Consider the following 21,184-nt stretch of genomic DNA (forward strand, 5'->3'; position numbering starts at 1 on the left):
CCCGAAGGTAAGCTGCGGCCGGATACCAGCGTTAAATCGATGTCCCCTGGCAGGGTGCCAGACGGTGATTTTTCAGAACCGGGCAGTACCGGAATGAGAAAATTGTTTGCGGTACTGGGCCGGGGAAATCGCGAACTGCTGGCGAAAATGATGGCGCAGCGTCGATGCCTGGCCAAACCCGGTCTGTTCAGCGATGCTGTCGATGCTTAACCGGCTGCTTTCCAGATAATCTTTTGCTCTTAGCAGGCGCTCATTGATTAACCAGCGTGCGGGCGTCGTCCCCGTTGCCGCCTCGAAGCGACGAAGAAACGTGCGCTGGCTCATTCCGACCCTGCGCGCCAGCGAGTCGACGCTGTGCGGCTCTGTAAGATGCGTGTGCAAAAAATCAAACAGCTGGCCCAGACGCTGGCTCTCCCGCAGTTGCGCCACCGGCCGGCTCAGCTGCTGCGGCTGTGAACCATCCCGGTGAGGCGGAATAACCAGCCGTCGCGCCACGCTGTTGGCGGTTTCCATGCCATAATCCCGACGCACAACGTGAAGGCAGAGATCGATCCCCGCCGCGCTGCCCGCGGACGTCAGAATATCGCCTTCGTCATGGTAGAGCACATCCTCAACCACGTCGATGTCAGGGTAACGGGCTTTAAGCGCGTCAATGTAGCGCCAGTGCGTCGTGGCTTTGCGCCCGTTCAGCAGCCCCGTAGCGGCCAGTACAAACACACCCGAACAGATGGACAGCAGCTGGCATCCTCGCGCGCTGGCCTGGCGCAGTGCCTCGCAGAACGCGTCCGGAACCGGTGAATCCAGCCCCCGCCAGCCGGGAACCACAATCAGGTCAGCAGACGCAAGCAGGCTTAGATCACCATCGGTAACGATGCGGATCCCGCCTGTCGCCCGGAGTTCACCGCTGTCAACGCTCGCCACCGCAAAACGATACCATTCATCGCCGAATTCGGGACGCGGAAGACCGAAGATCTCCACCGCTACGCCGAACTCAAAGGTACACAGACCGTCATACGCCAGCACCACCACCTGCGGGCGGGCAATTTGTCTTAAGTTTGTCATCTTTTTGCTGTTTTCTGGCATAAGCGAACGCATTCACGGGCTGAATTTGTGGATAGAGTAGTGTTAACACAAACGCCAAAGATGAGGAAGGATCATGAGTTATGTTACTGAATTTCCGGCTGCCGAGCCGCAGGAAGCCGTTACCCATTTTCTGCGCCGCCTGAGCGTCGAAACCGACTGCGCAGATGTGCATCACGCCATCGTCAACCATGAGCAGGACTTCGTGCTGCTGCACGTAGTGGGGAGCCCGGAGCAGTTTGCCCGCCGTCATGTGCCTGGCGCAGTACATCTGCCGCGGAGCCAGATTACCGCTGAGCGCATGGCCCAATGGCCTGAAGGCACGCTGTTCGTCGTTTACTGCGCTGGGCCGCACTGCAACGGCGCGGACAGAGCCGCGTTGAAGCTCGCGCGCCTCGGGCTGCCGGTCAAAATCATGCTCGGGGGGATAACCGGCTGGGAAGATGAAAAATTCGCCTTTGCCAGTAGCGAAACCGCCGCCGCGCTGTGAACATGAATTTTTTTCAACACTCGTGAAATTTTCTCGTTTGCCGGAACAGGACAGGTATGACATCTTTTTTGGACATTTAGACACCCAGAAGTCTAAAAGTTCAAATGATGAATTATCACTGCTGGCAATTATCGCCGGCAGACTGAGGAGATTTCCATGCAACGACACCACGCCCCGTATCGCGCCGATGTAGTCGGCAGTTTTTTACGCCCGGATGCCATCAAGCAGGCGCGCCTGAAGTTCGCCAGCGGCGAAATTGACGCCGGACAGCTTCGCGCGGTGGAAGACGATGCCATTCGCCAGGTCGTTGAGCAGCAGTGCGCGTGTGGCCTGCATGTTGTGACCGACGGTGAATTTCGCCGCGCCTGGTGGCACTTCGACTTCTTCGACGGTCTGCAGGGCGTTGAGCGTTACGATTCACAGCAGGGCATCCAGTTCAACGGGGTACAAACCAAAGCCCACGGCGTGCGCGTTAACGGCAAGCTGGGCTTTGGCGACCATCCGATGCTGGACGATTTCCGCTACCTGAAAAGCATCAGCGGCAATGCTCAGCCGAAGATGACCATTCCCAGCCCGAGCGTGCTCCATTTCCGCGGGGGCCGCAAAGACATCGATGCGACGGTGTACCCGGATCTGAATGACTATTTCGACGATCTGGCGACCACCTGGCGCGACGCCATCCGCGCGTTCTATGATGCGGGCTGCCGTTACCTTCAGCTGGACGATACCGTCTGGGCCTATCTCTGTTCGGACGATCAGCGCCGTCAGATCCGCGAGCGCGGTGATGATGCCGATGAGCTGGCACGCATCTATGCCCGCGTCCTGAACAAGGCGCTGGAAGGCAAGCCCGACGATCTGACCATCGGCCTGCACGTTTGTCGCGGTAACTTCCGTTCAACATGGATTTCCGAAGGCGGCTATGAGCCGGTGGCGGAAGTGCTGTTCGGGACGGTCAACGTTGACGCGTTCTTCCTTGAATACGACAACGACCGCAGCGGGGATTTCGCGCCATTGCGCTTCATTCGCCCGGGCAAGCAGCAGGTGGTGCTGGGCCTGATCACCACGAAAAACGGCGAGCTGGAGAACCCGGAGGGGATTAAAGCCCGTCTGGAAGAGGCGGCGAAATACGTGGCAAAAGAGCAAATTTGCCTCAGCCCGCAGTGCGGCTTTGCCTCTACCGAAGAGGGCAACAGCCTGAGTGAGTCCCAGCAGTGGGACAAAGTCCGTCTGGTCACGCAGATCGCCAGCGAAGTCTGGTAAAACATCCTCCTCAGCGCTGCATTATAAAAGTGCAGCGCTGTGCCATTCTGAGTCGTTCTCTTTACATCCTGCGTTCTCCCTCCTGAAATAGCGCTTCCTCCATTCTGGCATCCTTTTTGCTGCTGCTTCGCTGACACATTTTTTCCGCGTCCACGCCGTAACGGACGTTTTCGCACAGCGTTCTTTTTCAGGAGTGAAAATATGCAGCGTCGTACCTTATTAAAAGCCTTTGCGTTATCCGCGTCCGTCGTGGCGATGGGAATGAGTTTTGGCGTGCAGGCGGCCGATACCATCAAAGTGGGGATCATGCATTCTCTTTCCGGCACCATGGCCATCTCCGAAACGCCGCTGAAAGACGTCGCGCTGATGACCATCGACGAGATCAACGCGAAAGGGGGCGTGCTGGGTAAAAAACTGGAGCCGGTGGTGGTGGATCCGGCCTCAAACTGGCCGCTGTTTGCCGAGAAAGCCCGCCAGCTGTTAAGTCAGGATAAAGTGGCGGTGGTATTCGGATGCTGGACGTCGGTATCGCGCAAATCCGTGCTGCCGGTCTTCGAGGAGCTGAACGGTCTGCTGTTCTATCCGGTGCAGTATGAAGGCGAAGAGATGTCGCCGAACGTCTTCTATACCGGCGCGGCACCGAACCAGCAGGCCATTCCGGCGGTGGAATACCTGATGAGTGAAGATGGCGGCGCGGCGAAGCGCTTCTTCCTGCTGGGCACGGACTATGTTTACCCACGCACTACCAACAAGATCCTGCGCGCTTTCCTGCATTCGAAAGGGGTGGAGGATAAGGACATCGAGGAGGTTTACACCCCGTTTGGCCATAGCGACTACCAGACCATCGTCGCCAACATCAAGAAATTCTCTGCGGGCGGTAAAACCGCCGTGGTGTCGACCATCAACGGTGATTCCAACGTTCCGTTCTACAAAGAGCTGGCTAATCAGGGGCTGAAGGCAACCGACGTGCCGGTGGTGGCGTTCTCCGTGGGAGAAGAAGAGCTGCGCGGGATTGACACCAAACCGCTGGTCGGCAACCTCGCGGCGTGGAACTACTTTGAATCCGTGGATAACCCGACCAACCAGGCCTTCGTGGCGGATTACAAAGCCTATGCGAAGGCGCACAAGCTGCCGAACGCCGATACCGTGGTGACCAACGACCCGATGGAAGCGACTTACGTGGGGATTCATATGTGGGCGCAGGCGGTGGAAAAAGCGGGCACTACCGACGTGGACAAAGTGCGTGCGGCGATGGCCGGCCAGTCCTTTAAGGCGCCGTCAGGCTTTACGCTCACCATGGATGCCACCAACCACCATCTGCATAAGCCGGTCATGATCGGTGAAATCGAGGGCAACGGTCAGTTTAACGTTGTGTGGCAGACGGAACAGCCGGTACGCGCCCAGCCGTGGAGTCCGTTCATCGCCGGGAATGATAAAAAGCCCGACCAGCCGATGAAAACCGCCAGCAACTAAGACATCACCGCAGGGAGAAACGTCATGAACGCCATGCGCATGTTCATCGCTTTTGTATGGCTTTCCGGACTGCTGCCAGGGATGGTGCAGGCATCGGATGCCGATCGTTTTGTTGCCGCCAGCCGCAGCCAGCAGGCGGATTTGCTGACGCAGTGGGCCGCCGCGCCGGATGCGTCAAGGCTGCCGCTCCTTGAGGCGCTGCAACAGGAAAACCTCTACGTTGATACGCAAAAGCACGCCTTTGCGCAGCGCAACGGTCAAATGGTCTCGCTCGGTGACGCTCAGGCGGCTGAAGGGGCAACCAAAGCCGTTCGTCTGACCAACCGGCTGCGCGTGCTGGCCGCCACGGCCATCGCTACGCATCAGCTGGTGAGTGACGGTGTCACAGAAAGGCGTGCGGCAGCCCGTCAGCTGCAGCGGGATGCCCAGCCCGGGATGCTCGCTTTTCTGGAGAAACGGGTAAACGATGAAACGGACGCGGTGGCGCGTCAGGCGCTGCTGCTGGCGGTGGCGAATCTCCAGCTGGCCAGCCCGCAGGCAGAGGTGCGCCGTAAGGCCGTCGAGTTATTAGGGCAGTCCGACGATCCGGACGTGGAGTCCAGACTCACCCCGTTTACCCAGGCGCAGACGGAGCCGGATAGCGGCGTTCGCGCGGCCGCAGAGGAGAGTCTTAGCCAGATCCAGCATCGACTGATGTGGGGCGATCTGCTGGGCCAGGCCTTTATGGGGCTGTCACTGGGGTCGGTGCTGCTGCTGGTGGCGCTGGGGCTTGCCATTACCTACGGCCTGCTGGGCGTGATTAACATGGCCCACGGCGAGATGCTGATGCTTGGCGCGTATGCCACCTGGATGGTGCAGCAGGCGGTGGCCGGGCTTGCGCCCCAGTGGCTGGCGCTCTATCCCGTTATCGCGCTGCCGGTCGCGTTCTGCCTGACGGCGGGCATCGGGATGGTGCTGGAGCGCACCGTGATCCGTCATCTGTACGGTCGTCCTCTGGAAACGCTGCTGGCGACGTGGGGCATCAGCCTGATGCTTATCCAGCTGGTGCGCATGACCTTTGGCGCCCAGAACCTCGAGGTCGCGAACCCGGCATGGCTCTCCGGCGGGGTGCAGGTTTTTGCCAACCTGACGCTGCCGTGGAACCGCATTGTGGTGCTGGGCTTCGTGCTGCTGGTGCTGTTCTTTACCTGGCTCATTCTGAACAAAACCCGCCTGGGGCTGAACGTGCGCGCGGTAACGCAGAATCGCAGCATGGCCGCCTGCTGCGGGGTACCGACAGGGCGCGTGGATATGCTTGCCTTCGGGCTTGGCTCCGGGATTGCGGGGTTAGGCGGCGTGGCGTTATCGCAGCTCGGTAACGTCGGGCCGGAGCTGGGCCAGGGCTATATCATCGACTCTTTCCTTGTGGTGGTGCTCGGAGGTGTAGGCCAGCTGGCAGGCAGCGTGGCCGCGGCGTTTGGTCTGGGGATCTTTAATAAAATCCTTGAACCACAGATGGGGGCGGTACTGGGCAAGATCGTGATTCTGGTGGCGATCGTGCTGTTTATTCAGAAACGCCCCCAGGGGCTGTTTGCGCTGAAAGGGAGGGTGATTGACTGATGAGCCAGCCGCTGACCTTAACGCTGGCGCGCAAAGCGCCACGCACCACGCAGATTGCGGGCAGCCTGATGGTGGTGTGCTTACTGATATTGCCCTTTTTCGCCTTACTGCCTGCGACGCATCCGCTGGCGCTATCGACCTGGATGCTGACGCTTATCGGCAAGATCCTCTGCTACGCCATCGTTGCGGTGGCGCTGGATCTGGTGTGGGGCTATGCGGGTATGCTATCGCTTGGGCACGGCATCTTCTTTGCCCTGGGCGGCTACGCGATGGGCATGTACCTGATGCGCCAGGCCGCGGGTGACGGTCTGCCTGCGTTCATGTCGTTTCTCTCCTGGAGCGAACTGCCGTGGTTCTGGTGGGGAACCCAGCATTTTGCCTGGGCGCTGGTGCTGATTGTGCTGGTTCCGGGGCTGTTGGCGCTGATATTTGGCTGGTTTGCCTTCCGCTCAAAGATCAAAGGGGTCTATTTCTCGATTATGACCCAGGCGCTGACCTACGCCGGGATGCTGCTATTCTTTCGCAACGAAACCGGTTTTGGCGGCAATAACGGCTTTACCGGCTTCACCACGCTGCTCGGGTTTTCGGTAACGGAAACGACCACCCGTATCGCGCTGTTTCTGGCAACCGTGCTGTTGCTGCTCCTGGCCCTGGGCACGGGATTTGCGCTGGCGAAGAGCAAGTTTGGCCGCATCCTGACCGCCGTTCGCGACGCCGAAAACCGCCTGACGTTTTGCGGCTACGATCCGCGCGGCTTCAAGCTGCTGGTCTGGACGCTCTCTGCCGTGCTGTGCGGCCTGGCGGGGGCGCTGTACGTCCCGCAGGTGGGCATTATCAACCCGGGCGAAATGTCACCCACGAACTCGATAGAAGCCGCCATCTGGGTGGCGCTGGGCGGGCGCGGGACGCTGGTGGGGCCGGTGATTGGCGCGGCGCTGGTGAACGGGGCTAAGAGCTTCTTCACCGTTGCGATGCCCGAATACTGGCAGCTATTTCTGGGGTTAATTTTTATCGCCGTCACGCTGTTTTTACCGCGCGGCGTCTACGGTCTGTTTCGAAAGGGAGACAAATAATGCAGCCAGCCGAAGGGTTATTCACCCGCCAGTTGCCCGGCGATCGTTACCGTGAACAGACCGATCCGGTGCTTCAGCTTGAGGCCATCAACGTCAATTTTGATGGCTTTCAGGCCCTGACCGATCTGTCGCTGAATATCGGCGTGGGCGAGCTGCGCTGCTTGATTGGCCCCAACGGAGCCGGTAAAACCACGCTGATGGACGTCATCACCGGCAAAACGCGGCCAAAAAGCGGCAGGGCCATTTACGATCAGTCCATCGACCTGACCGCGCTGGAGCCTGCAGCCATTGCACGCCAGGGCATTGGGCGTAAATTCCAGAAACCCACGGTTTTTGAAGCGCTGACGGTGTGGGAGAACCTGGAGATCGCCATGAAAAATGATAAATCCGTCTGGGCGAGCCTGCGGGCAAAACTCAACGGTGAACAGCGCGACCGCATTGATGAGATGCTGGTTTTGCTGCGTCTTAGCAGCGAACGCGATCGCCGCGCCGGGCTGCTTTCGCACGGGCAAAAACAGTTTCTGGAAATCGGTATGCTTCTTGTTCAGGACCCGCACCTGCTCCTGCTGGATGAACCGGCCGCCGGGATGACCGACGCGGAAACCGAATACACCGCCGAGCTGTTCAAAACGCTGTCGGGTAAGCATTCTCTGATGGTGGTGGAGCACGATATGGGTTTTGTTGAGACCATCGCTGACCACGTGACGGTGCTGCATCAGGGGCGAGTGCTGGCGGAAGGTTCGCTTCGCGAGGTGCAGGCCAACGAGCAGGTGATTGAGGTCTATCTGGGGCGCTAAGGAGCGATGATGTTACAGGTTAACGAACTGAATCAGTATTACGGCGGCAGCCATATCCTGCGCGGCGTGAGTTTTGAGGCCGTCACCGGAGAAGTCACCTGCCTGCTTGGGCGCAACGGCGTCGGGAAAACCACGCTGCTGAAGTGTCTGATGGGGCTGATCCCGGCGAAAACCGGGGAGGTCATCTGGCAGGGTAAAAAGATCACTCACAGCAAGCCGCACCAGCGGGTGCAGTCCGGAGTAGCGTACGTCCCGCAGGGCCGCGAGATTTTCCCGCGCCTGACCGTAGAAGAGAATCTTCTGCTGGGGCTGTCGCGATTTTCCGCCCGCGAGGCGAAGCAGGTTCCGGATGAGATCTGGCAGCTGTTCCCGGTGCTTAAAGATATGAAAAATCGCCGCGGGGGCGATCTCTCCGGTGGACAGCAGCAGCAGCTGGCGATTGGTCGCGCATTGGCGAGTCGTCCGCAGCTGCTGATTCTGGATGAGCCGACCGAAGGCATACAGCCGTCGGTGATTAAAGAGATAGGCCACGTGATCCGCACCCTGGCGGATCGGGGAGATATGGCGATCCTGCTGGTGGAGCAGTTTTACGACTTTGCCGCCGAGCTGGCCGACAGCTATCTGCTGATGTCGCGCGGCACCATTATCCAGCGCGGACGGGGTGAAAACATGGAGCAGGAAGACGTTCGCGGGCTGGTTGCGATTTAAAATGTTATAATATAACATTCGCATTCTTATAAAACGGAATGAGGGTGTTATGTTGGCTGCACATATTGGGAAATTTGCCATGACTCTGGGGGCGCTGCTGGTCAGCGGCCAGCTGTTTGCTCACTCGCACGGCCATCAGATGACCGAAGCGGAACAGAAAGCGGCGAACGGCGTGTTTGAGGATAAGGACGTGAAGGACAGAGCGCTGTCTGACTGGGACGGAACATGGCAGTCGGTCTATCCGTTCCTGCTGGACGGCTCTCTGGATCCGGTCTTTAAGCAGAAAGCGCAGAAGGATAAAAGCAAATCCTTTGACGAGGTGAAAGCCTACTACCGCACGGGTTATGCGACGGACGTGGATGCCATCGGCATCGAAAACAACGTGATGGAATTCCATAAAGGCAAAGCGGTCAGCCGCTGTCAGTATGATTACAGCGGCTACAAAATACTGACCTACGCATCGGGCAAAAAAGGCGTTCGCTATCTGTTTGAGTGTAAGGATGCCGGCAGCAAGGCACCGAAGTTTGTTCAGTTCAGCGACCATACCATCGCACCGAAGGCCTCATCACATTTCCACATTTTCATGGGCAACACCTCTCACGAGGCGCTGCTGAAAGAGATGGATAACTGGCCGACCTATTACCCGAATGAGATGTACAAAGAGCAGGTGGTGGAGGAGATGTTGCACCACTAGGTTGTTTCTTTTGCCGGGGGGCGGCTTCGCCTTACCCGGCCTGCATTCGCTACGCCGCTTTGGGTGACTCGCACCACGCCTTCACGCTCATCCCGCGCAAAATCATCAGCCAGGCTATGACGATGGCGACCATCATGATCGCAAAGAGCGACCAGTGCGGCAGGTTGGTCAGAATGATACCGGTGATCATCGGGTTTGCCGCCGCGCCGAGCCAGCCCAGCGCCTGCGCGGAGAAATAGCTCGCCTTCATTCCCGGTGGAGCAATGTTGTCGATCAGCATGTATTCACCCGGAGCATAGATAATCTCACCCAGGGTAAAAATGGCGGCAGCGATGCCCCAGTAAACCAGGTTTTCTCCGGAGAGCATAAAGCCCCCCAGCCCCACGATAAAAAACAGGGTGGCGAGGGTCATCAGCGGGCGAATATTGCTGGCAGAGATCTTACGACCCAGCGCATATTGCAGCGTCACCACCACCGCGGCGTTGACTGGCAGCACCACGGCGACCACCTTTTCGGCGAAATCACTGTCCGCATGCGCGGCCAGAACGTATTGCGAAATACAGCTCGCGAACGACCCGCCCACGTATGACGCCAGCAGTCCAGAGAGCGTATACCAGAACAGCGCGCGGTCTTTCAGCAATACCGACGGCTGCCACGGCGTCTTCTCCTCTGCGGTATCTAACGCTACGCTTTTTTGCACAAAGAAATGGATAAAGCCCAGCGGCAGGGCGGCGCAGAAGGCCGCCAGCCAGAACGGCAGCTGCAGGCTGTACATCACCAGCAGGGTGCCAATCGGCGGGCCGACCGTCCAGCCAATGTTAAGGAAGCTGTAGTTCAGCGAGAAGACCCGCGCCTTCTGGCTGGAGGTGAGTACGTCTGAGAACCATGCTTTCAGCACCGTCGAAAAGACGGAGTAGGCGCAGTTGATCAGCGCAAAGAACAGCACCACCAGCGTGACGTTATCGACCAGCGGGATCGCCACAAATCCGGCGATAAACGCCACAATCGCGATCAGCATGTAGCGTTTTTTATCAAACTTATCGGCCAGAATGCCAAATCCCAGGCTAAACACCACGCCTATAGTCAGCGCAATCGTCAGGGCATAACCAATATTCTCGACGCTCATGCTGTAGACGCGCGTGAGATAAATGGTCATAAACGGCAGCGTTGCCCCTCTACCGATGGTTAACAACAATGACGATGCCAGCAGCGCTGCGGTTGAGCGCCTGAGAGATGGTTTCATATTCCTGCCCGACAGTTGCTTATGCTTTTATTAGACGTGTGTTAACAGGATTACCATGACATAAGGGGCTTGTATAGCGCCTGATTTATCCCTAAGTGCTTCAGCTGCCTGCCAGAATTAATGATCTTCTCGCAGCGTACTTTTTTCTGTTACCTTGAAGTGTTAACAAATTATTAATAATTCAGGGGCAGGGTATGACGCGGAAAGACGGGCTGCTGGCATTGCTGGTGGTCGTAGTATGGGGGCTCAACTTTGTGGTCATTAAGCTGGGGCTGCACAACATGCCGCCGCTGATGCTGGCCGGTTTACGTTTTATGCTGGTCGCTTTCCCGGCCATCTTCTTTGTGGCTCGTCCAACGATCCCCTTTAAACTGCTGCTGGGCTACGGTCTGACCATCAGCTTTGGCCAGTTCGCGTTTCTCTTTTGCGCCATCAAGTTCGGTATGCCAGCCGGTCTTGCCTCGCTGGTGCTACAGGCGCAGGCGTTCTTTACCATTATTCTCGGCGCCTTCGTGTTTGGCGAACGTTTGCAGGGCAAACAGCTGGCAGGCATTACGCTCGCGGTGTTCGGCGTGCTGGTGCTCATTGAGGCCAGCCTGAACGGTCAGCATGTGGCGCTGCTCGGGTTTATGTTGACGCTGGCGGCGGGGCTGAGCTGGGCGTGCGGGAATATCTTCAACAAGCTGATTATGCAGCACGAGGCGCGCCCGCAGGTGATGTCCCTGGTGGTCTGGAGCGCGCTGATCCCGATAATTCCGTTTCTGGCGGCGTCGTTTATTCTGGATGGTCCTGATCTGATGCTGAAGAGTCTGGTCGACATCGATCTGACCACGATCCTTTCTCTTGTCTATCTGGCCTTTGTCGCCACCATTGTGGGCTACGGAATTTGGGGATCGCTGCTGGGGCGTTATGAAACCTGGCGCGTGGCGCCGTTATCCCTGCTGGTGCCGGTGGTGGGGCTTGCCAGCGCGGCACTCTTGCTGGATGAAACGCTGAGCGCGCTGCAGCTGTTTGGCGCCGTGCTGATCATGGCCGGGCTGTACATTAACGTGTTTGGTCTACGGGTTCGTCGGGCGACGCGGGTAAGCGAAAAGGCATAAAAAAAGCCCCGCGTCTGCGGGGCAAAAACGAATCAGAGGCCGTGCTGATTATAATAAGGCACGCCTAATTCGTCGGATTTGTCGCTACCAGCACCCATATGGTTGAAATCATAAGGCGACTGGCCATGTGCTGACGGCAAAATCATCGTATCAGGATTATTTTGCTGCGTTGCACGAGGGGGTTGCTCCGCGAAGGTCTGGCTGGAGAACAGCACCAGCAAGGCGAGGGCGGCGGAGGCGGTAACTTTCATGATTTCCTCGGTTACGTCTGTTACAGGCGATGATTAACTACAGTGTTTTAACGGATACAGGTATCGGGATTCGCCCGGCACGCTGGTGATTCGGTACTTATGAGGCGGCACGTCAAAATAGTTCTTGAACGTACGCGTCAGGGTTTGTTGCGATTCAAATCCGTAACGCTCCGCCAGATAAAGGATCGGCTCATTGCTTTCTTTCAGTTTCTGGGCAATTTCCGTCAGCTTGCGGCTGCGAATATATTGACCTAATGAATGACCGGTCTCTTTTTTGAACATCCGTTGCAGGTGCCATTTGGAGTAACCTGAACGCTCTGACACTTTTTCAAGGGAGAGCGGCGATTCCAGGTTGTCCTCGATCCAGTCCAAAATGCTATGAATGGTGATAGCGTCAGTATTGCGTCTGGACATCGTCATACCTCTTTTTCTGTTTACGGCAGTATTTTCTTAAGCAAAAGCTCAAGGGTTGCCACTTCATCTGCCGTTAAGTTTTTTGTTAGTTCCTGATGCAGTGTTTGTCCTACTAATTGATGACATTGCTCGCACATGGCCGCGCCATCGCTGGTCAGCTTCACCAGTACGCCGCGTTTGTCATTCGGGTTAGGGCTTCGTTCTATCCATCCTTTGCAGACGAGACGATCGAGCATGCGGGTTAACGCACCCAGATCGACAGAGAGCACCTTTTTCAGCTCAACCGGTGTGATACACACTTCGCAGCGAATGGAACACAGCACTTTGAACTGTGTTGCGGTGATATCCAGCGGTGACAGATAGTCGTTGAGCAGGCGATCTTTTTTCTGATTGACCATATGTATAAGACGACCCAGCGGAACAACGTCGTTAAAGATATCACTGGTGCTTTTCACAATGGTTGCCCTGGCAAGTAGTTTAGTCACGGCAGATATTATTGCTCAGGCAAGTATAAGTCAACTGAATGAGTCAGCCGATGCCACGAATAGCTAAAACGTTTCATGAACTTTTTTTGAGGTATTTCAAATCATATAGATAACTCAGGGTTATCCTTTTTCAGGGAAAATAATCGTTACGTTGCACTGATGGCCTAACGCCACGCTTTCCCCCTATACTTGCGGGAATCAATATGGATAAGGACGACGAGGCATTATGTTGGATTTGATTAAAGCAGTGGGTCTTGGGCTGGTGGTGTTGCTGCCGTTGGCTAACCCGTTAACGACGGTGGCGCTTTTCCTCGGGCTGGCAGGGAATATGAACAGCGCCGAGCGTAACCATCAGTCGATGATGGCCTCGGTGTATGTGTTTGCCATCATGATGGTGGCTTATTACGCTGGACAGGTGGTGATGAACACCTTCGGGATTTCTATCCCTGGCCTGCGCATCGCCGGGGGGCTCATTGTCGCCTTCATCGGTTTCCGCATGCTGTTCCCGGCGCAAAAAGCGCATGAGTCGCCGGAAGCGGCCAGCAAATCGGAAGAGCTGGAGACCGAACCGAGTGCCAATATTGCCTTTGTGCCGCTGGCCATGCCGAGCACGGCGGGGCCGGGTACCATCGCGATGATCATCAGCTCTGCATCAACGGTGCGAGACAGCGCAACTTTCCCGGACTGGGTGCTGACGGTTGCGCCGCCGCTGATTTTTGCGATTATCGGGGTTATCGTGTGGGCATCGCTGCGCAGCTCTGGCGCCATTATGCGCTGGGTTGGCAAGGGGGGAATCGAGGCGATTTCCCGTCTGATGGGCTTCTTGCTGGTCTGTATGGGCGTACAGTTTATTATTAACGGCGTGCTGGAAATTATTAAGACCTATCATTGATGTGATTGCCGGGTGGCGCTGCGCTTACCCGGCACAAACACACCTCACCCGTGCTGCCCCTGTTCCTCCAGCGCCACCGGCCATTTACGGAAGATGAGCACCGACCAGATAAACGCCGCAAGTGCCGGAATGGCCCCCAGATAGCCAATCGACGACATCGATACGTGAAGTATTACCTGATTTCCCACCAGCGCGCCCGCGCCAATCCCGAGATTGAAAATTCCGGAGAACAGCGACATCGCGACGTCCGTAGCATCCGGTGCCAGGGCCAGAACTTTCACCTGCATGCCCAGACCAATAATCATGATCGCCACGCCCCAGAACAGGCTGAGGATCGCCAGATGACTTTCCCTGCCTGCGGCAGGCATCAGCAGCAGCAGGCAGGCCAGCAGCAGACCGATAGCGCAGTTCACCAGCGTCGAGGCATGCCGGTTACCCAGCTTACCGAACAGCACGCTGCCGATAATGCCCGCGCCGCCGAGGATCAACAGTAAAACGGTGGCAAAGTTGGCGCTAAAGCCCGCCACCACCTGCACAAACGGTTCAATGTAGCTATACGCCGTGTAATGGGCCGTCACCACAATGACGGTAAGCAGGTAGATACTCAGCAGCGCCGGGCGACGCATCAGCAGCGGAAGGCTTTTTAGGGAGCCGGAATGTTCGCTCGGCAGCGCGGGCAGCAGCTTAATCAGGCACACCAGCGTGACCAGTGCGCCCATACCAATGGCGAAGAAAGTAGTACGCCAGCCGAAGTATTGCCCTACGATGCGGCCAATCGGCAGACCCAGCACCATCGCCAGTGCGGTACCGGTGGCAATCAGGCTCAGCGCCTGCGCGCGTTTCCCCGCTGGCGCGAGTCGTATAGCCAGCGACGCGGTGATCGACCAGAACACCGCATGGGCAAATGCAATGCCGATACGGCTAATGACCAGCACCGTAAAATTCCACGCCATAAACGACAGGACATGGCTGGCGATGAACAGCACAAAAAGACCGATCAGCAGCCTGCGCCGCTCCATCTGGCTGGTCAGCAGCATAAAGGGCAAGGACATCAGCGCCACTACCCAGGCGTAGATGGTCAACATAATGCCCACCTGCGCCGTTTCCATCTGGAAACTTTCAGCGATGTCAGACAACAGCCCAACCGGAACAAATTCTGTGGTGTTAAAAATAAACGCGGCAATGGCCAGCGTGACCACGCGTAGCCACGCAACCCTGCGGGAAACTGTGTTCGTTGTCATAGGGATGTCGGAGGTTCGTTGCTGAAAAGAAGAGGAGTCGATCTTAAAACGTTGAACGGCGAAAACTCAACCATTATGTGACGCAGATCGCAATATTTACCTTATGAAAGCGGTAGCCGGGAACCCAGTTTTCATTGAAGATAACGGAACAACACAATAAAAACAGGCGGTAAGGCTATGCAGGAGATTGATTTTTATCTGGTAGATGCGTTCAGCGATACCTCATTCGGCGGCAACCCGGCGGCCGTTTGCCCGCTGAAGTCGTGGTTGCCCGATGAGACCTTACTGAAAATGGCGCAGCAGCATAATCAGTCGGAAACGGCTTTTTTCGTCTGCGGTAAAGGGGGCATTGAGCTACGCTGGTTTACCACGCTCACCGAAGTCAATCTCTGCGGCCACGCTACGCTTGCGGCCGCGCACGTGTTGTTTACCGAGCTGGACTACCCGGACTCGCGGATCCACTTTGAAACCGCCTCTGGCCGCCTGACGGTCAGCCGGGAGGGGGAGTGGATGACCCTGGACTTCCCGGCATGTCCAACCCATGAAGAGACGCCCCCACCGGAGATGCTCTCGGCGCTGGGCATCAGCCGCTACGTTGAAGCCCGTAAAGGGCGCGCCTGGCTGATCGTTCTGGAGAATCACCAGCAGGTTGAAGCGCTTGCGCCACGCTACTCGGCGATGACGCCGGGCGAGCATAAGGTGAGCGTTACGGCGCGCGGTGAAGGGGAATATGATTTTGTCAGCCGCTTTTTCTCCCCGGGCGTTTCCGTCCCGGAAGACCCGGTCACCGGCTCCGCGCACACCATGCTGATCCCGCACTGGAGCGAAAAGCTGGGCAAAACGACGATGTTCGCTCGTCAGGTTTCAGCGCGCGGTGGCGACGTGCGCTGTGAGCTGAAAGGTTCGCGCGTGCTGATGAGCGGGCAGGCCGCGCTTTATCTGAAAGGCACAGTTTTTCTGCGCTAAAAACCCATAACAAGAGAGGAAGAGACAATGCAGGAAATTGATTTTTATCTGGTGGATGCCTTCAGCGACAAAACCTTTGGCGGCAACGCCGCAGCGGTATGTCCTCTGGAAGAGTGGCTGCCGGACGAAACGCTGCTCAAAATGGCGCAGCAGCATAACCAGTCTGAGACCGCCTTTTTCGTGCGCACCGACGGCGGGTTTGAGCTGCGCTGGTTTACCACGCTGGATGAAATTAACCTGTGCGGTCACGCTACGCTTGCCGCATCGCACGTTATTTTCGAATACCTTGACTACCCGCACACCGAAATCACCTTCACCACCCGCTTCGTGGGTGAACTGACGGTTAAACGCAGCGGCGACTGGCTGACGCTAAACTTCCCCACGTGGTCGACGGAGGTTGTGGAGAATCCTCCCGAGGTGCTGTTTAGCGCGCTGGGCATCCCGGCGGCAAAAGAGGTGCGCGTCGGACGGGATTACATGGTGGTGCTGGAGAGCCAGCAGCAGGTGGAAGCATTAACGCCGGATATTGGGGCGATGCTTCCGCTGGATAAAATGGTCTGCGTGACCGCGCCGGGAGAAGAATATGACTTCGTCAGCCGCTTCTTCTGCCCGGGCGAAGGGGTGCCGGAAGACCCGGTTACCGGATCTGCCCACAGCATGCTGATTCCCTACTGGAGCGAAAAGCTGGGCAAAACGTCACTCAATGCCCGCCAGGTCTCGCACCGTGGCGGGGATCTGCGCTGCGAACTGAAGGGCGACCGCGTGCTGATTGGCGGCCAGGCTACCCTGTATCTGAAAGGGCGAATCTTCCTGCGCTAGCTTAGTGACGCGCTATAAGTTAATACTATGAACCACCCCGGCAGGCCTGAGCTATGTTGATATAAAAAAGCAAGGAGCCTGCCATGTATTCCATTACCTCTGAATCTGCACGTCATCCGGACATTCTCAGGTTGATCGCGGCGCTTGACCGCTACCAGAGCGAACTCTATCCCGCCGAAAGCAACCATCTGCTCGACCTCGCTGCGCTGCCGGAAGCCTCGCTGATCCTGATGGTCATTCGTGACCAGCAGCTTCAGGCCGTGGGTTGCGGTGCCATCGTTCTCAACGGCGACGGAACGGGGGAGATGAAGCGGGTCTATATCGATCCGGCCCATCGCGGGCAGCATCTCGGCGAGACGCTGCTGGCCGCCCTGGAGGATGAAGCTCTGAGCCGCCATTGCCACACGGTAAGGCTGGAGACGGGCATCAAACAGCGCGCCGCGGTTGGTCTTTATGAACGGTGCGGATACGATTTGCGCCCGGCGTTTGCCCCGTACGCTGACGATCCGCTCAGCCTGTTTATGGAGAAGGCGCTGGTTGAAGACGTTCGTTTAGCAGCGCTATAAAGGCCTCCAGCTGGCGGGTCATCGCCCCGCGTCGCCACACCAGCCAGGTAGTAAGCCAGCGCCAGTTTTCCGCCAGCGGCCAGGCTTCAACCTGATGATGTCCCGGCATACTCTCCAGCATTGAGCGCGGCATCAGCGCGATGCCCGCGCCAGCAATGACGCAGGCGAGCATGCCGTGGTAGGACTCCATCTCATGAATGCGGCCGGGAGTGGCGCGGTCAGCGTGAAACCAGCTCTCCAGGTGTCGGCGATACGAACAGTTGGCGCGAAAGGCATAAACGTCGCTGCCGCTCACCTGCGTAGCGCGTGAGATTTCCGCGTGCCCGGCAGGCGTGACCAGCATCATCTCTTCCCGGTAGACCGGCATGCCCTCCAGCTCCGGATGCGAGAGTGGCCCGTCGACAAAGGCGGCGCTTAGGGTTCCCTCCAGTACGCCATCAATCATTGTCCCGGAAGGCCCGGTAGAAAGGGCAAACTGGATGCGCGGATAGCGCTGGTTAAACTGCGCCAGCGTTTCAGGAATGCGCACGGCGGCGGTACTTTCCAGCGCGCCGAGGGCAAATAGCCCCTGCGGCTCATCGCCCGCGACGACCATCCGCGCTTCATCCACCAGGGCAAGGATTTGCCTGCTGTAGCGCAGGAAGTTATGCCCGGCGGGGGATAGGCGCAAACGCTGGTTCTCACGAATAAACAGCTCAACGCCAAGATCGGCTTCCAGCTGGCGGATGCGGGTCGTCAGGTTAGACGGCACGCGATGCACCTTCTGCGCCGCCTGGGTGATACTGCCCGTCAGCGCGACGGCGTTGAACATTTCAAGCTGGGTTAAGTCCATAATATTCTCGTTTCGTGAATAAGGTGGTTAGTATTATTCATTTTTAAGAAATAGCAGAGTGGGCCACAATGAATCAACCGAAATACGTGGAGAACATCATGACTTATTCATCTGCTACACATGCCCTCTCTGTCAACCCGGCCACGGGGGAAACCCTCGCCGCTTATCCGTGGGCGACGCCGGAAGAGGTTGAACGCGCGATTTCTCAGTCCGATGCGGGGTATCGCCAGTGGCGACGCCAAAGCGTTGCCCACCGGGCGCAGAAGCTGCGGGATCTCGGCGCCGCGCTGCGAAACCGCGCGGAAGAGATGGCGCAGACAATCTCCCGTGAAATGGGGAAACCCATCCTGCAGGCGCGGGCGGAAGTGGCAAAATCCGCCGGCCTGTGCGACTGGTATGCCGAGCACGGCCCGGCGATGCTGCGTGCGGAGCCTACGCAGGTGGAAAACCACAACGCGGTTATTGAATACCGTCCGCTGGGGCCGATCCTCGCGGTAATGCCGTGGAACTTCCCGCTCTGGCAGGTGCTGCGCGGCGCGGTGCCTATCCTGCTGGCAGGGAACAGCTATTTGCTCAAACACGCGCCAAACGTGCTCGGCTCGGCGGATCTTATTGGGCAGATCTTTGCGGATGCCGGTTTCCCTGAAGGCGTATTCGGCTGGGTGAACGCCACCAATGACGGCGTAAGCCAGGCGATTAACGATCGCCGTATTGCGGCCGTGACCGTCACCGGAAGCGTGCGAGCCGGTGCGGCCATTGGCGCTCAGGCGGGGGCCGCGCTGAAAAAATGCGTTCTTGAGCTGGGCGGCTCCGACCCGTTTATCGTCCTTAACGATGCCGACCTGGACCTTGCCGTGAAGGCTGCGGTGGCGGGTCGCTACCAGAACACCGGGCAGGTGTGCGCGGCGGCGAAACGTTTTATCGTCGAGGAGGGTATCGCAGAGACCTTTACCCGGCGTTTTGTGGAGGCCGTTTCTGCGCTGAAGCTGGGCGCACCGGATCGGGAAGAGAACTTTATTGGCCCGATGGCGCGTTTTGACCTGCGCGATGAACTGCATCAGCAGGTGCAGGCCACCCTCGCCGAAGGGGCAACCCTGCTGCTGGGCGGAGATAAGATCGGCGGAGAGGGCAATTACTACGCGCCAACCGTGCTGTCGAACGTCACCCCGTCGATGACGGCGTTCCGCCAGGAGCTGTTTGGTCCGGTCGCGGCCATTACTGTTGCGAAAGACGCGGAGCACGCCCTGGCGCTTGCCAACGACAGCGACTTTGGCCTGTCCGCCACCGTCTTCACCGCTGACGCGGCGCTTGCGGATAAATTCTCCCGCGAACTGGAGTGCGGCGGCGTGTTTATCAACGGCTTTAGCGCCAGCGACGCGCGCGTGGCCTTCGGCGGCGTGAAGAAAAGCGGCTTTGGCCGCGAGCTTTCCCACTTTGGTTTGCACGAGTTCTGCAACGTGCAGACGGTGTGGAAGGATCGCGTGTAATCTTGTGATTTCGGCCCTCATCGCGAGGGCCGTTGTCATTAATCTGCAATGGTTCTGTCATTTTCATTTCGTAGACTCGCTCGCGTCTAACGCCTTGTTAATGAAGATGATTATGAACCTAACGCAAATTTTTCGCCGTATTGCGCAGCGTCTCACCCCCCGTCACTTTGGCCTGCTGACGGGGATCTTTTGCATTATTGGCCTTTTCTCCGCGCTGCAGCTCTCCTCGTCATTCCTGCTTAACGCCTCCCTGAACGACGCCAAGCGCAACGAGCAGCAAAACCTGCTGGCCTGGCAGCAGCAGAGCAAGCTGGATCTGGCCCGTGTTTCCCTGCTGGCGGCAAGCGATCTTGTTAACCGGTCCGGCGTCTGGTTTATGCAGGATAAAGAGACCGGCTCCGACGGAAGCTGGCACAGCCTGATGGATGACGCGCAAAAGGCGCTGAAGGTTTCTCAGCAGGCGTGGAAGGCCTGGCTGGCGCTGAATCCGCCGAAAGACGACGCCCTGGTGAACAGCTATCAGCTCTTCTACGGCGCGATCGACGAGCAGGCTGAAGGTCTGGTAAAAACCAACACCATTGACGCGTTTTTTGCCGTACCGGCTCAGGCGTTTCAGACTGATTTTAACGACAACTATGCGCGCTATCAGCAGGCAAGCGAGAAGCAGGCCATGCAGGGACGCCAGAGCTTAATGGCACAGCTCTCCGGCCTGCAAACGTTGTTCCTGTTTGCGCCGGTGCTGCTGCTCGCCATCGCGGTTTCCGTCTGGTTCGGCATGTCCAGATGGGTAATTACGCCGCTGCGTCGGTTGATTGCGCATATTAACCGGCTGGCGGCAGGGGATCTCTCCGGCACGCCGCCGGACGTCACGCGCTTCAACCGGGAGATAGGGCAGCTTAGCGACAGTGTTGCGACGATGCAGCGCGGTCTGCAGCAGCTGGTGACGCAGGTCCGCCATGCCACTGCCACCATGGTGGAGAATATTGGCTCCCTGGCGGAGGGTAACCAGAAGCTGTATCAGCAGTCAGCGCGCCAGGCGAAAGAGCTTGAGGATGTGACGGCGCATATCGCGTCGCTGGAAAGTCATGTAGAGGGGAATACCGGCTATGCCAGGCTCGCCAGCTCGCGCGCCGATGAAGCGCGGCAGGCCGCCTTGGGCGGCGACCAGATGATGTCTACCGTGAATGCGTCTATGCAGGCGATCGTCGACCGATCTTCTGAGATGCGTGGGATCGTGGCGATGATCGACAGCGTGGCGTTTCAGACCAACATCCTGGCGCTGAATGCGGCCATCGAGGCGGCCCATGCCGGAAACCAGGGGCGCGGATTTGCCGTCGTCGCGCGGGAAGTCGGGCTTTTGGCCAGAAAGAGCAGCCACTCGACGCAGACCATTCAGGAGCTTATCAACCGCTCGCTGCAGGGCATTGAAGACGGTTCTCGCGCCGTTACCCTGATGGAAGATAATTTACAGCAGGTCACCGGTCTGGTGGGCAATTTAAGCAGTTTGCTGAATGAGATCTCAACCGCCACGCTCAGCCAGGGAGAGAGTATTCACCTGATGACGCGTCAACTTCAGGCGCTGAATCAGGTCTCCCGTCAGACGGACCAGCTGGTCTCTGACGCCTCGGATGCCTCTGAGCGGCTGCAAAAGCAATCCGATCTTTTATTGCAGGCCGTTTCGCGTTTTCGTCTTAGCGCCTGACGCAATACATAA

At 57.8% G+C, this 21,184-nt stretch carries 22 protein-coding genes; 15 read left to right on the top strand and 7 right to left on the bottom strand.

Going from position 1 to position 21,184, the window contains the following annotated elements:
• Nucleotides 1–72: 72 nt before the first annotated feature.
• Complete coding sequence (gene ftrA / locus KGP24_RS11790) at nucleotides 73–1,083, bottom strand: transcriptional regulator FtrA (protein ID WP_223560531.1); 1,011 nt, start codon at nucleotides 1,081–1,083, stop codon at nucleotides 73–75.
• Nucleotides 1,084–1,156: 73 nt separating this feature from the next.
• Between ftrA and KGP24_RS11795 the strand changes: the two genes are divergently transcribed.
• The 8 genes from KGP24_RS11795 to zinT all read left to right on the top strand — a co-directional run bounded on the left by KGP24_RS11795 (nucleotide 1,157) and on the right by zinT (nucleotide 9,174).
• Nucleotides 1,157–1,570: a rhodanese-like domain-containing protein gene (locus tag KGP24_RS11795; protein WP_223560532.1), complete on the top strand. Its 414-nt coding sequence runs from the start codon at nucleotides 1,157–1,159 to the stop codon at nucleotides 1,568–1,570.
• 156 nt (nucleotides 1,571–1,726) lie between these two features.
• Nucleotides 1,727–2,830 carry a cobalamin-independent methionine synthase II family protein gene (locus KGP24_RS11800; protein ID WP_223560533.1) on the top strand — a complete coding sequence of 368 codons (1,104 nt, stop codon included), beginning with the start codon at nucleotides 1,727–1,729 and terminating at the stop codon, nucleotides 2,828–2,830.
• A 201-nt stretch (nucleotides 2,831–3,031) separates the two neighbouring features.
• Complete coding sequence (gene urtA, locus KGP24_RS11805) at nucleotides 3,032–4,303, top strand: urea ABC transporter substrate-binding protein (RefSeq protein ID WP_014883816.1); 1,272 nt, start codon at nucleotides 3,032–3,034, stop codon at nucleotides 4,301–4,303.
• A 24-nt stretch (nucleotides 4,304–4,327) separates the two neighbouring features.
• The gene (gene urtB / locus KGP24_RS11810; RefSeq protein WP_223560534.1) at nucleotides 4,328–5,902 is read left to right on the top strand and encodes an urea ABC transporter permease subunit UrtB; all 1,575 of its coding nucleotides are present in this window, start codon (nucleotides 4,328–4,330) and stop codon (nucleotides 5,900–5,902) included.
• Nucleotides 5,902–6,975, top strand: a complete 1,074-nt coding sequence (gene urtC / locus KGP24_RS11815) for an urea ABC transporter permease subunit UrtC (protein ID WP_223560535.1) — start codon at nucleotides 5,902–5,904, stop codon at nucleotides 6,973–6,975. The genes urtB and urtC overlap by 1 nt, the downstream gene beginning before the upstream one ends.
• Complete coding sequence (gene urtD / locus KGP24_RS11820) at nucleotides 6,975–7,772, top strand: urea ABC transporter ATP-binding protein UrtD (RefSeq protein ID WP_223560536.1); 798 nt, start codon at nucleotides 6,975–6,977, stop codon at nucleotides 7,770–7,772. The genes urtC and urtD overlap by 1 nt, the downstream gene beginning before the upstream one ends.
• Nucleotides 7,773–7,781: 9 nt before the next feature.
• Nucleotides 7,782–8,480 (top strand): urea ABC transporter ATP-binding subunit UrtE, encoded by a 699-nt coding sequence (gene urtE, locus KGP24_RS11825; protein ID WP_223563490.1) that lies wholly within the window; start codon nucleotides 7,782–7,784, stop codon nucleotides 8,478–8,480.
• Between the two features lie 52 nt (nucleotides 8,481–8,532).
• Nucleotides 8,533–9,174 (top strand): metal-binding protein ZinT, encoded by a 642-nt coding sequence (gene zinT, locus KGP24_RS11830; protein WP_223563491.1) that lies wholly within the window; start codon nucleotides 8,533–8,535, stop codon nucleotides 9,172–9,174.
• A 49-nt stretch (nucleotides 9,175–9,223) separates the two neighbouring features.
• On the opposite strand, the gene ydeE is transcribed toward zinT, so the two are convergent.
• A complete protein-coding gene (ydeE, locus tag KGP24_RS11835) occupies nucleotides 9,224–10,417 on the bottom strand; it encodes an efflux MFS transporter YdeE (RefSeq protein WP_223560537.1) in 1,194 nt (397 codons plus the stop codon).
• Between the two features lie 194 nt (nucleotides 10,418–10,611).
• Between ydeE and eamA the strand changes: the two genes are divergently transcribed.
• On the top strand, nucleotides 10,612–11,517 hold the full coding sequence (gene eamA / locus KGP24_RS11840) for an O-acetylserine/cysteine exporter (protein ID WP_223560538.1): 906 nt from the start codon (nucleotides 10,612–10,614) through the stop codon (nucleotides 11,515–11,517).
• A 32-nt stretch (nucleotides 11,518–11,549) separates the two neighbouring features.
• Here eamA and marB read toward each other — a convergent pair whose 3' ends face one another.
• Genes marB through marR form a run of 3 tightly spaced genes read right to left on the bottom strand, consistent with a single transcriptional unit; the run spans nucleotide 11,550 to nucleotide 12,637 of the window.
• Nucleotides 11,550–11,768 (bottom strand): multiple antibiotic resistance protein MarB, encoded by a 219-nt coding sequence (marB, locus tag KGP24_RS11845; RefSeq protein WP_223560539.1) that lies wholly within the window; start codon nucleotides 11,766–11,768, stop codon nucleotides 11,550–11,552.
• A 33-nt stretch (nucleotides 11,769–11,801) separates the two neighbouring features.
• The gene (gene marA, locus KGP24_RS11850) at nucleotides 11,802–12,182 is read right to left on the bottom strand and encodes an MDR efflux pump AcrAB transcriptional activator MarA (protein WP_008502237.1); all 381 of its coding nucleotides are present in this window, start codon (nucleotides 12,180–12,182) and stop codon (nucleotides 11,802–11,804) included.
• 20 nt (nucleotides 12,183–12,202) lie between these two features.
• Nucleotides 12,203–12,637 (bottom strand): multiple antibiotic resistance transcriptional regulator MarR, encoded by a 435-nt coding sequence (marR, locus tag KGP24_RS11855; RefSeq protein WP_008502236.1) that lies wholly within the window; start codon nucleotides 12,635–12,637, stop codon nucleotides 12,203–12,205.
• A gap of 256 nt (nucleotides 12,638–12,893) precedes the next feature.
• Between marR and KGP24_RS11860 the strand changes: the two genes are divergently transcribed.
• The gene (locus KGP24_RS11860) at nucleotides 12,894–13,559 is read left to right on the top strand and encodes a MarC family NAAT transporter (protein WP_223560540.1); all 666 of its coding nucleotides are present in this window, start codon (nucleotides 12,894–12,896) and stop codon (nucleotides 13,557–13,559) included.
• A 44-nt stretch (nucleotides 13,560–13,603) separates the two neighbouring features.
• On the opposite strand, the gene KGP24_RS11865 is transcribed toward KGP24_RS11860, so the two are convergent.
• On the bottom strand, nucleotides 13,604–14,800 hold the full coding sequence (locus tag KGP24_RS11865) for a sugar transporter (RefSeq protein WP_223560541.1): 1,197 nt from the start codon (nucleotides 14,798–14,800) through the stop codon (nucleotides 13,604–13,606).
• Nucleotides 14,801–14,977: 177 nt separating this feature from the next.
• Between KGP24_RS11865 and KGP24_RS11870 the strand changes: the two genes are divergently transcribed.
• From KGP24_RS11870 to KGP24_RS11880, 3 genes are all read left to right on the top strand, one after another.
• Nucleotides 14,978–15,766, top strand: coding sequence for a PhzF family phenazine biosynthesis protein (locus KGP24_RS11870; protein ID WP_223560542.1), 789 nt, complete (start codon nucleotides 14,978–14,980; stop codon nucleotides 15,764–15,766).
• 27 nt (nucleotides 15,767–15,793) lie between these two features.
• A complete protein-coding gene (locus tag KGP24_RS11875) occupies nucleotides 15,794–16,585 on the top strand; it encodes a PhzF family phenazine biosynthesis protein (protein WP_223560543.1) in 792 nt (263 codons plus the stop codon).
• An 83-nt stretch (nucleotides 16,586–16,668) separates the two neighbouring features.
• Entirely contained in the window at nucleotides 16,669–17,151 is a 483-nt protein-coding gene (locus tag KGP24_RS11880) for a GNAT family N-acetyltransferase (protein WP_223560544.1), read from the top strand.
• On the opposite strand, the gene KGP24_RS11885 is transcribed toward KGP24_RS11880, so the two are convergent.
• A complete protein-coding gene (locus KGP24_RS11885) occupies nucleotides 17,105–17,983 on the bottom strand; it encodes a LysR family transcriptional regulator (protein ID WP_223560545.1) in 879 nt (292 codons plus the stop codon). The genes KGP24_RS11880 and KGP24_RS11885 overlap by 47 nt on opposite strands.
• 98 nt (nucleotides 17,984–18,081) lie before the next feature.
• Here KGP24_RS11885 and sad point away from each other — a divergent pair, with 98 nt between their 5' ends.
• Nucleotides 18,082–19,470, top strand: a complete 1,389-nt coding sequence (sad, locus tag KGP24_RS11890; protein ID WP_223560546.1) for a succinate-semialdehyde dehydrogenase — start codon at nucleotides 18,082–18,084, stop codon at nucleotides 19,468–19,470.
• A gap of 112 nt (nucleotides 19,471–19,582) precedes the next feature.
• Nucleotides 19,583–21,172: a methyl-accepting chemotaxis protein gene (locus KGP24_RS11895; protein ID WP_223560547.1), complete on the top strand. Its 1,590-nt coding sequence runs from the start codon at nucleotides 19,583–19,585 to the stop codon at nucleotides 21,170–21,172.
• The last annotated feature ends 12 nt before the right edge of the window (nucleotides 21,173–21,184 follow it).

Source organism: Enterobacter sp. JBIWA008 (genome assembly GCF_019968765.1).
Lineage (GTDB): Bacteria > Pseudomonadota > Gammaproteobacteria > Enterobacterales > Enterobacteriaceae > Enterobacter.

What these genes read in the sequence shown, in the direction of transcription:
- ydeE (WP_223560537.1), bottom strand. Translation starts at nt 10,417, where the DNA reads ATGAAACCATCTCTCAGGCGCTCAACCGCAGCGCTGCTGGCATCGTCA.
- urtD (WP_223560536.1), top strand. Translation starts at nt 6,975, where the DNA reads ATGCAGCCAGCCGAAGGGTTATTCACCCGCCAGTTGCCCGGCGATCGT.
- urtA (WP_014883816.1), top strand. Translation starts at nt 3,032, where the DNA reads ATGCAGCGTCGTACCTTATTAAAAGCCTTTGCGTTATCCGCGTCCGTC.
- KGP24_RS11795 (WP_223560532.1), top strand. Translation starts at nt 1,157, where the DNA reads ATGAGTTATGTTACTGAATTTCCGGCTGCCGAGCCGCAGGAAGCCGTT.
- urtE (WP_223563490.1), top strand. Translation starts at nt 7,782, where the DNA reads ATGTTACAGGTTAACGAACTGAATCAGTATTACGGCGGCAGCCATATC.
- KGP24_RS11875 (WP_223560543.1), top strand. Translation starts at nt 15,794, where the DNA reads ATGCAGGAAATTGATTTTTATCTGGTGGATGCCTTCAGCGACAAAACC.
- KGP24_RS11885 (WP_223560545.1), bottom strand. Translation starts at nt 17,983, where the DNA reads ATGGACTTAACCCAGCTTGAAATGTTCAACGCCGTCGCGCTGACGGGC.
- KGP24_RS11860 (WP_223560540.1), top strand. Translation starts at nt 12,894, where the DNA reads ATGTTGGATTTGATTAAAGCAGTGGGTCTTGGGCTGGTGGTGTTGCTG.
- marB (WP_223560539.1), bottom strand. Translation starts at nt 11,768, where the DNA reads ATGAAAGTTACCGCCTCCGCCGCCCTCGCCTTGCTGGTGCTGTTCTCC.
- KGP24_RS11895 (WP_223560547.1), top strand. Translation starts at nt 19,583, where the DNA reads ATGAACCTAACGCAAATTTTTCGCCGTATTGCGCAGCGTCTCACCCCC.
- KGP24_RS11880 (WP_223560544.1), top strand. Translation starts at nt 16,669, where the DNA reads ATGTATTCCATTACCTCTGAATCTGCACGTCATCCGGACATTCTCAGG.
- eamA (WP_223560538.1), top strand. Translation starts at nt 10,612, where the DNA reads ATGACGCGGAAAGACGGGCTGCTGGCATTGCTGGTGGTCGTAGTATGG.
- KGP24_RS11870 (WP_223560542.1), top strand. Translation starts at nt 14,978, where the DNA reads ATGCAGGAGATTGATTTTTATCTGGTAGATGCGTTCAGCGATACCTCA.
- ftrA (WP_223560531.1), bottom strand. Translation starts at nt 1,083, where the DNA reads ATGCCAGAAAACAGCAAAAAGATGACAAACTTAAGACAAATTGCCCGC.
- marA (WP_008502237.1), bottom strand. Translation starts at nt 12,182, where the DNA reads ATGTCCAGACGCAATACTGACGCTATCACCATTCATAGCATTTTGGAC.
- urtC (WP_223560535.1), top strand. Translation starts at nt 5,902, where the DNA reads ATGAGCCAGCCGCTGACCTTAACGCTGGCGCGCAAAGCGCCACGCACC.
- sad (WP_223560546.1), top strand. Translation starts at nt 18,082, where the DNA reads ATGACTTATTCATCTGCTACACATGCCCTCTCTGTCAACCCGGCCACG.
- urtB (WP_223560534.1), top strand. Translation starts at nt 4,328, where the DNA reads ATGAACGCCATGCGCATGTTCATCGCTTTTGTATGGCTTTCCGGACTG.
- KGP24_RS11865 (WP_223560541.1), bottom strand. Translation starts at nt 14,800, where the DNA reads ATGACAACGAACACAGTTTCCCGCAGGGTTGCGTGGCTACGCGTGGTC.
- KGP24_RS11800 (WP_223560533.1), top strand. Translation starts at nt 1,727, where the DNA reads ATGCAACGACACCACGCCCCGTATCGCGCCGATGTAGTCGGCAGTTTT.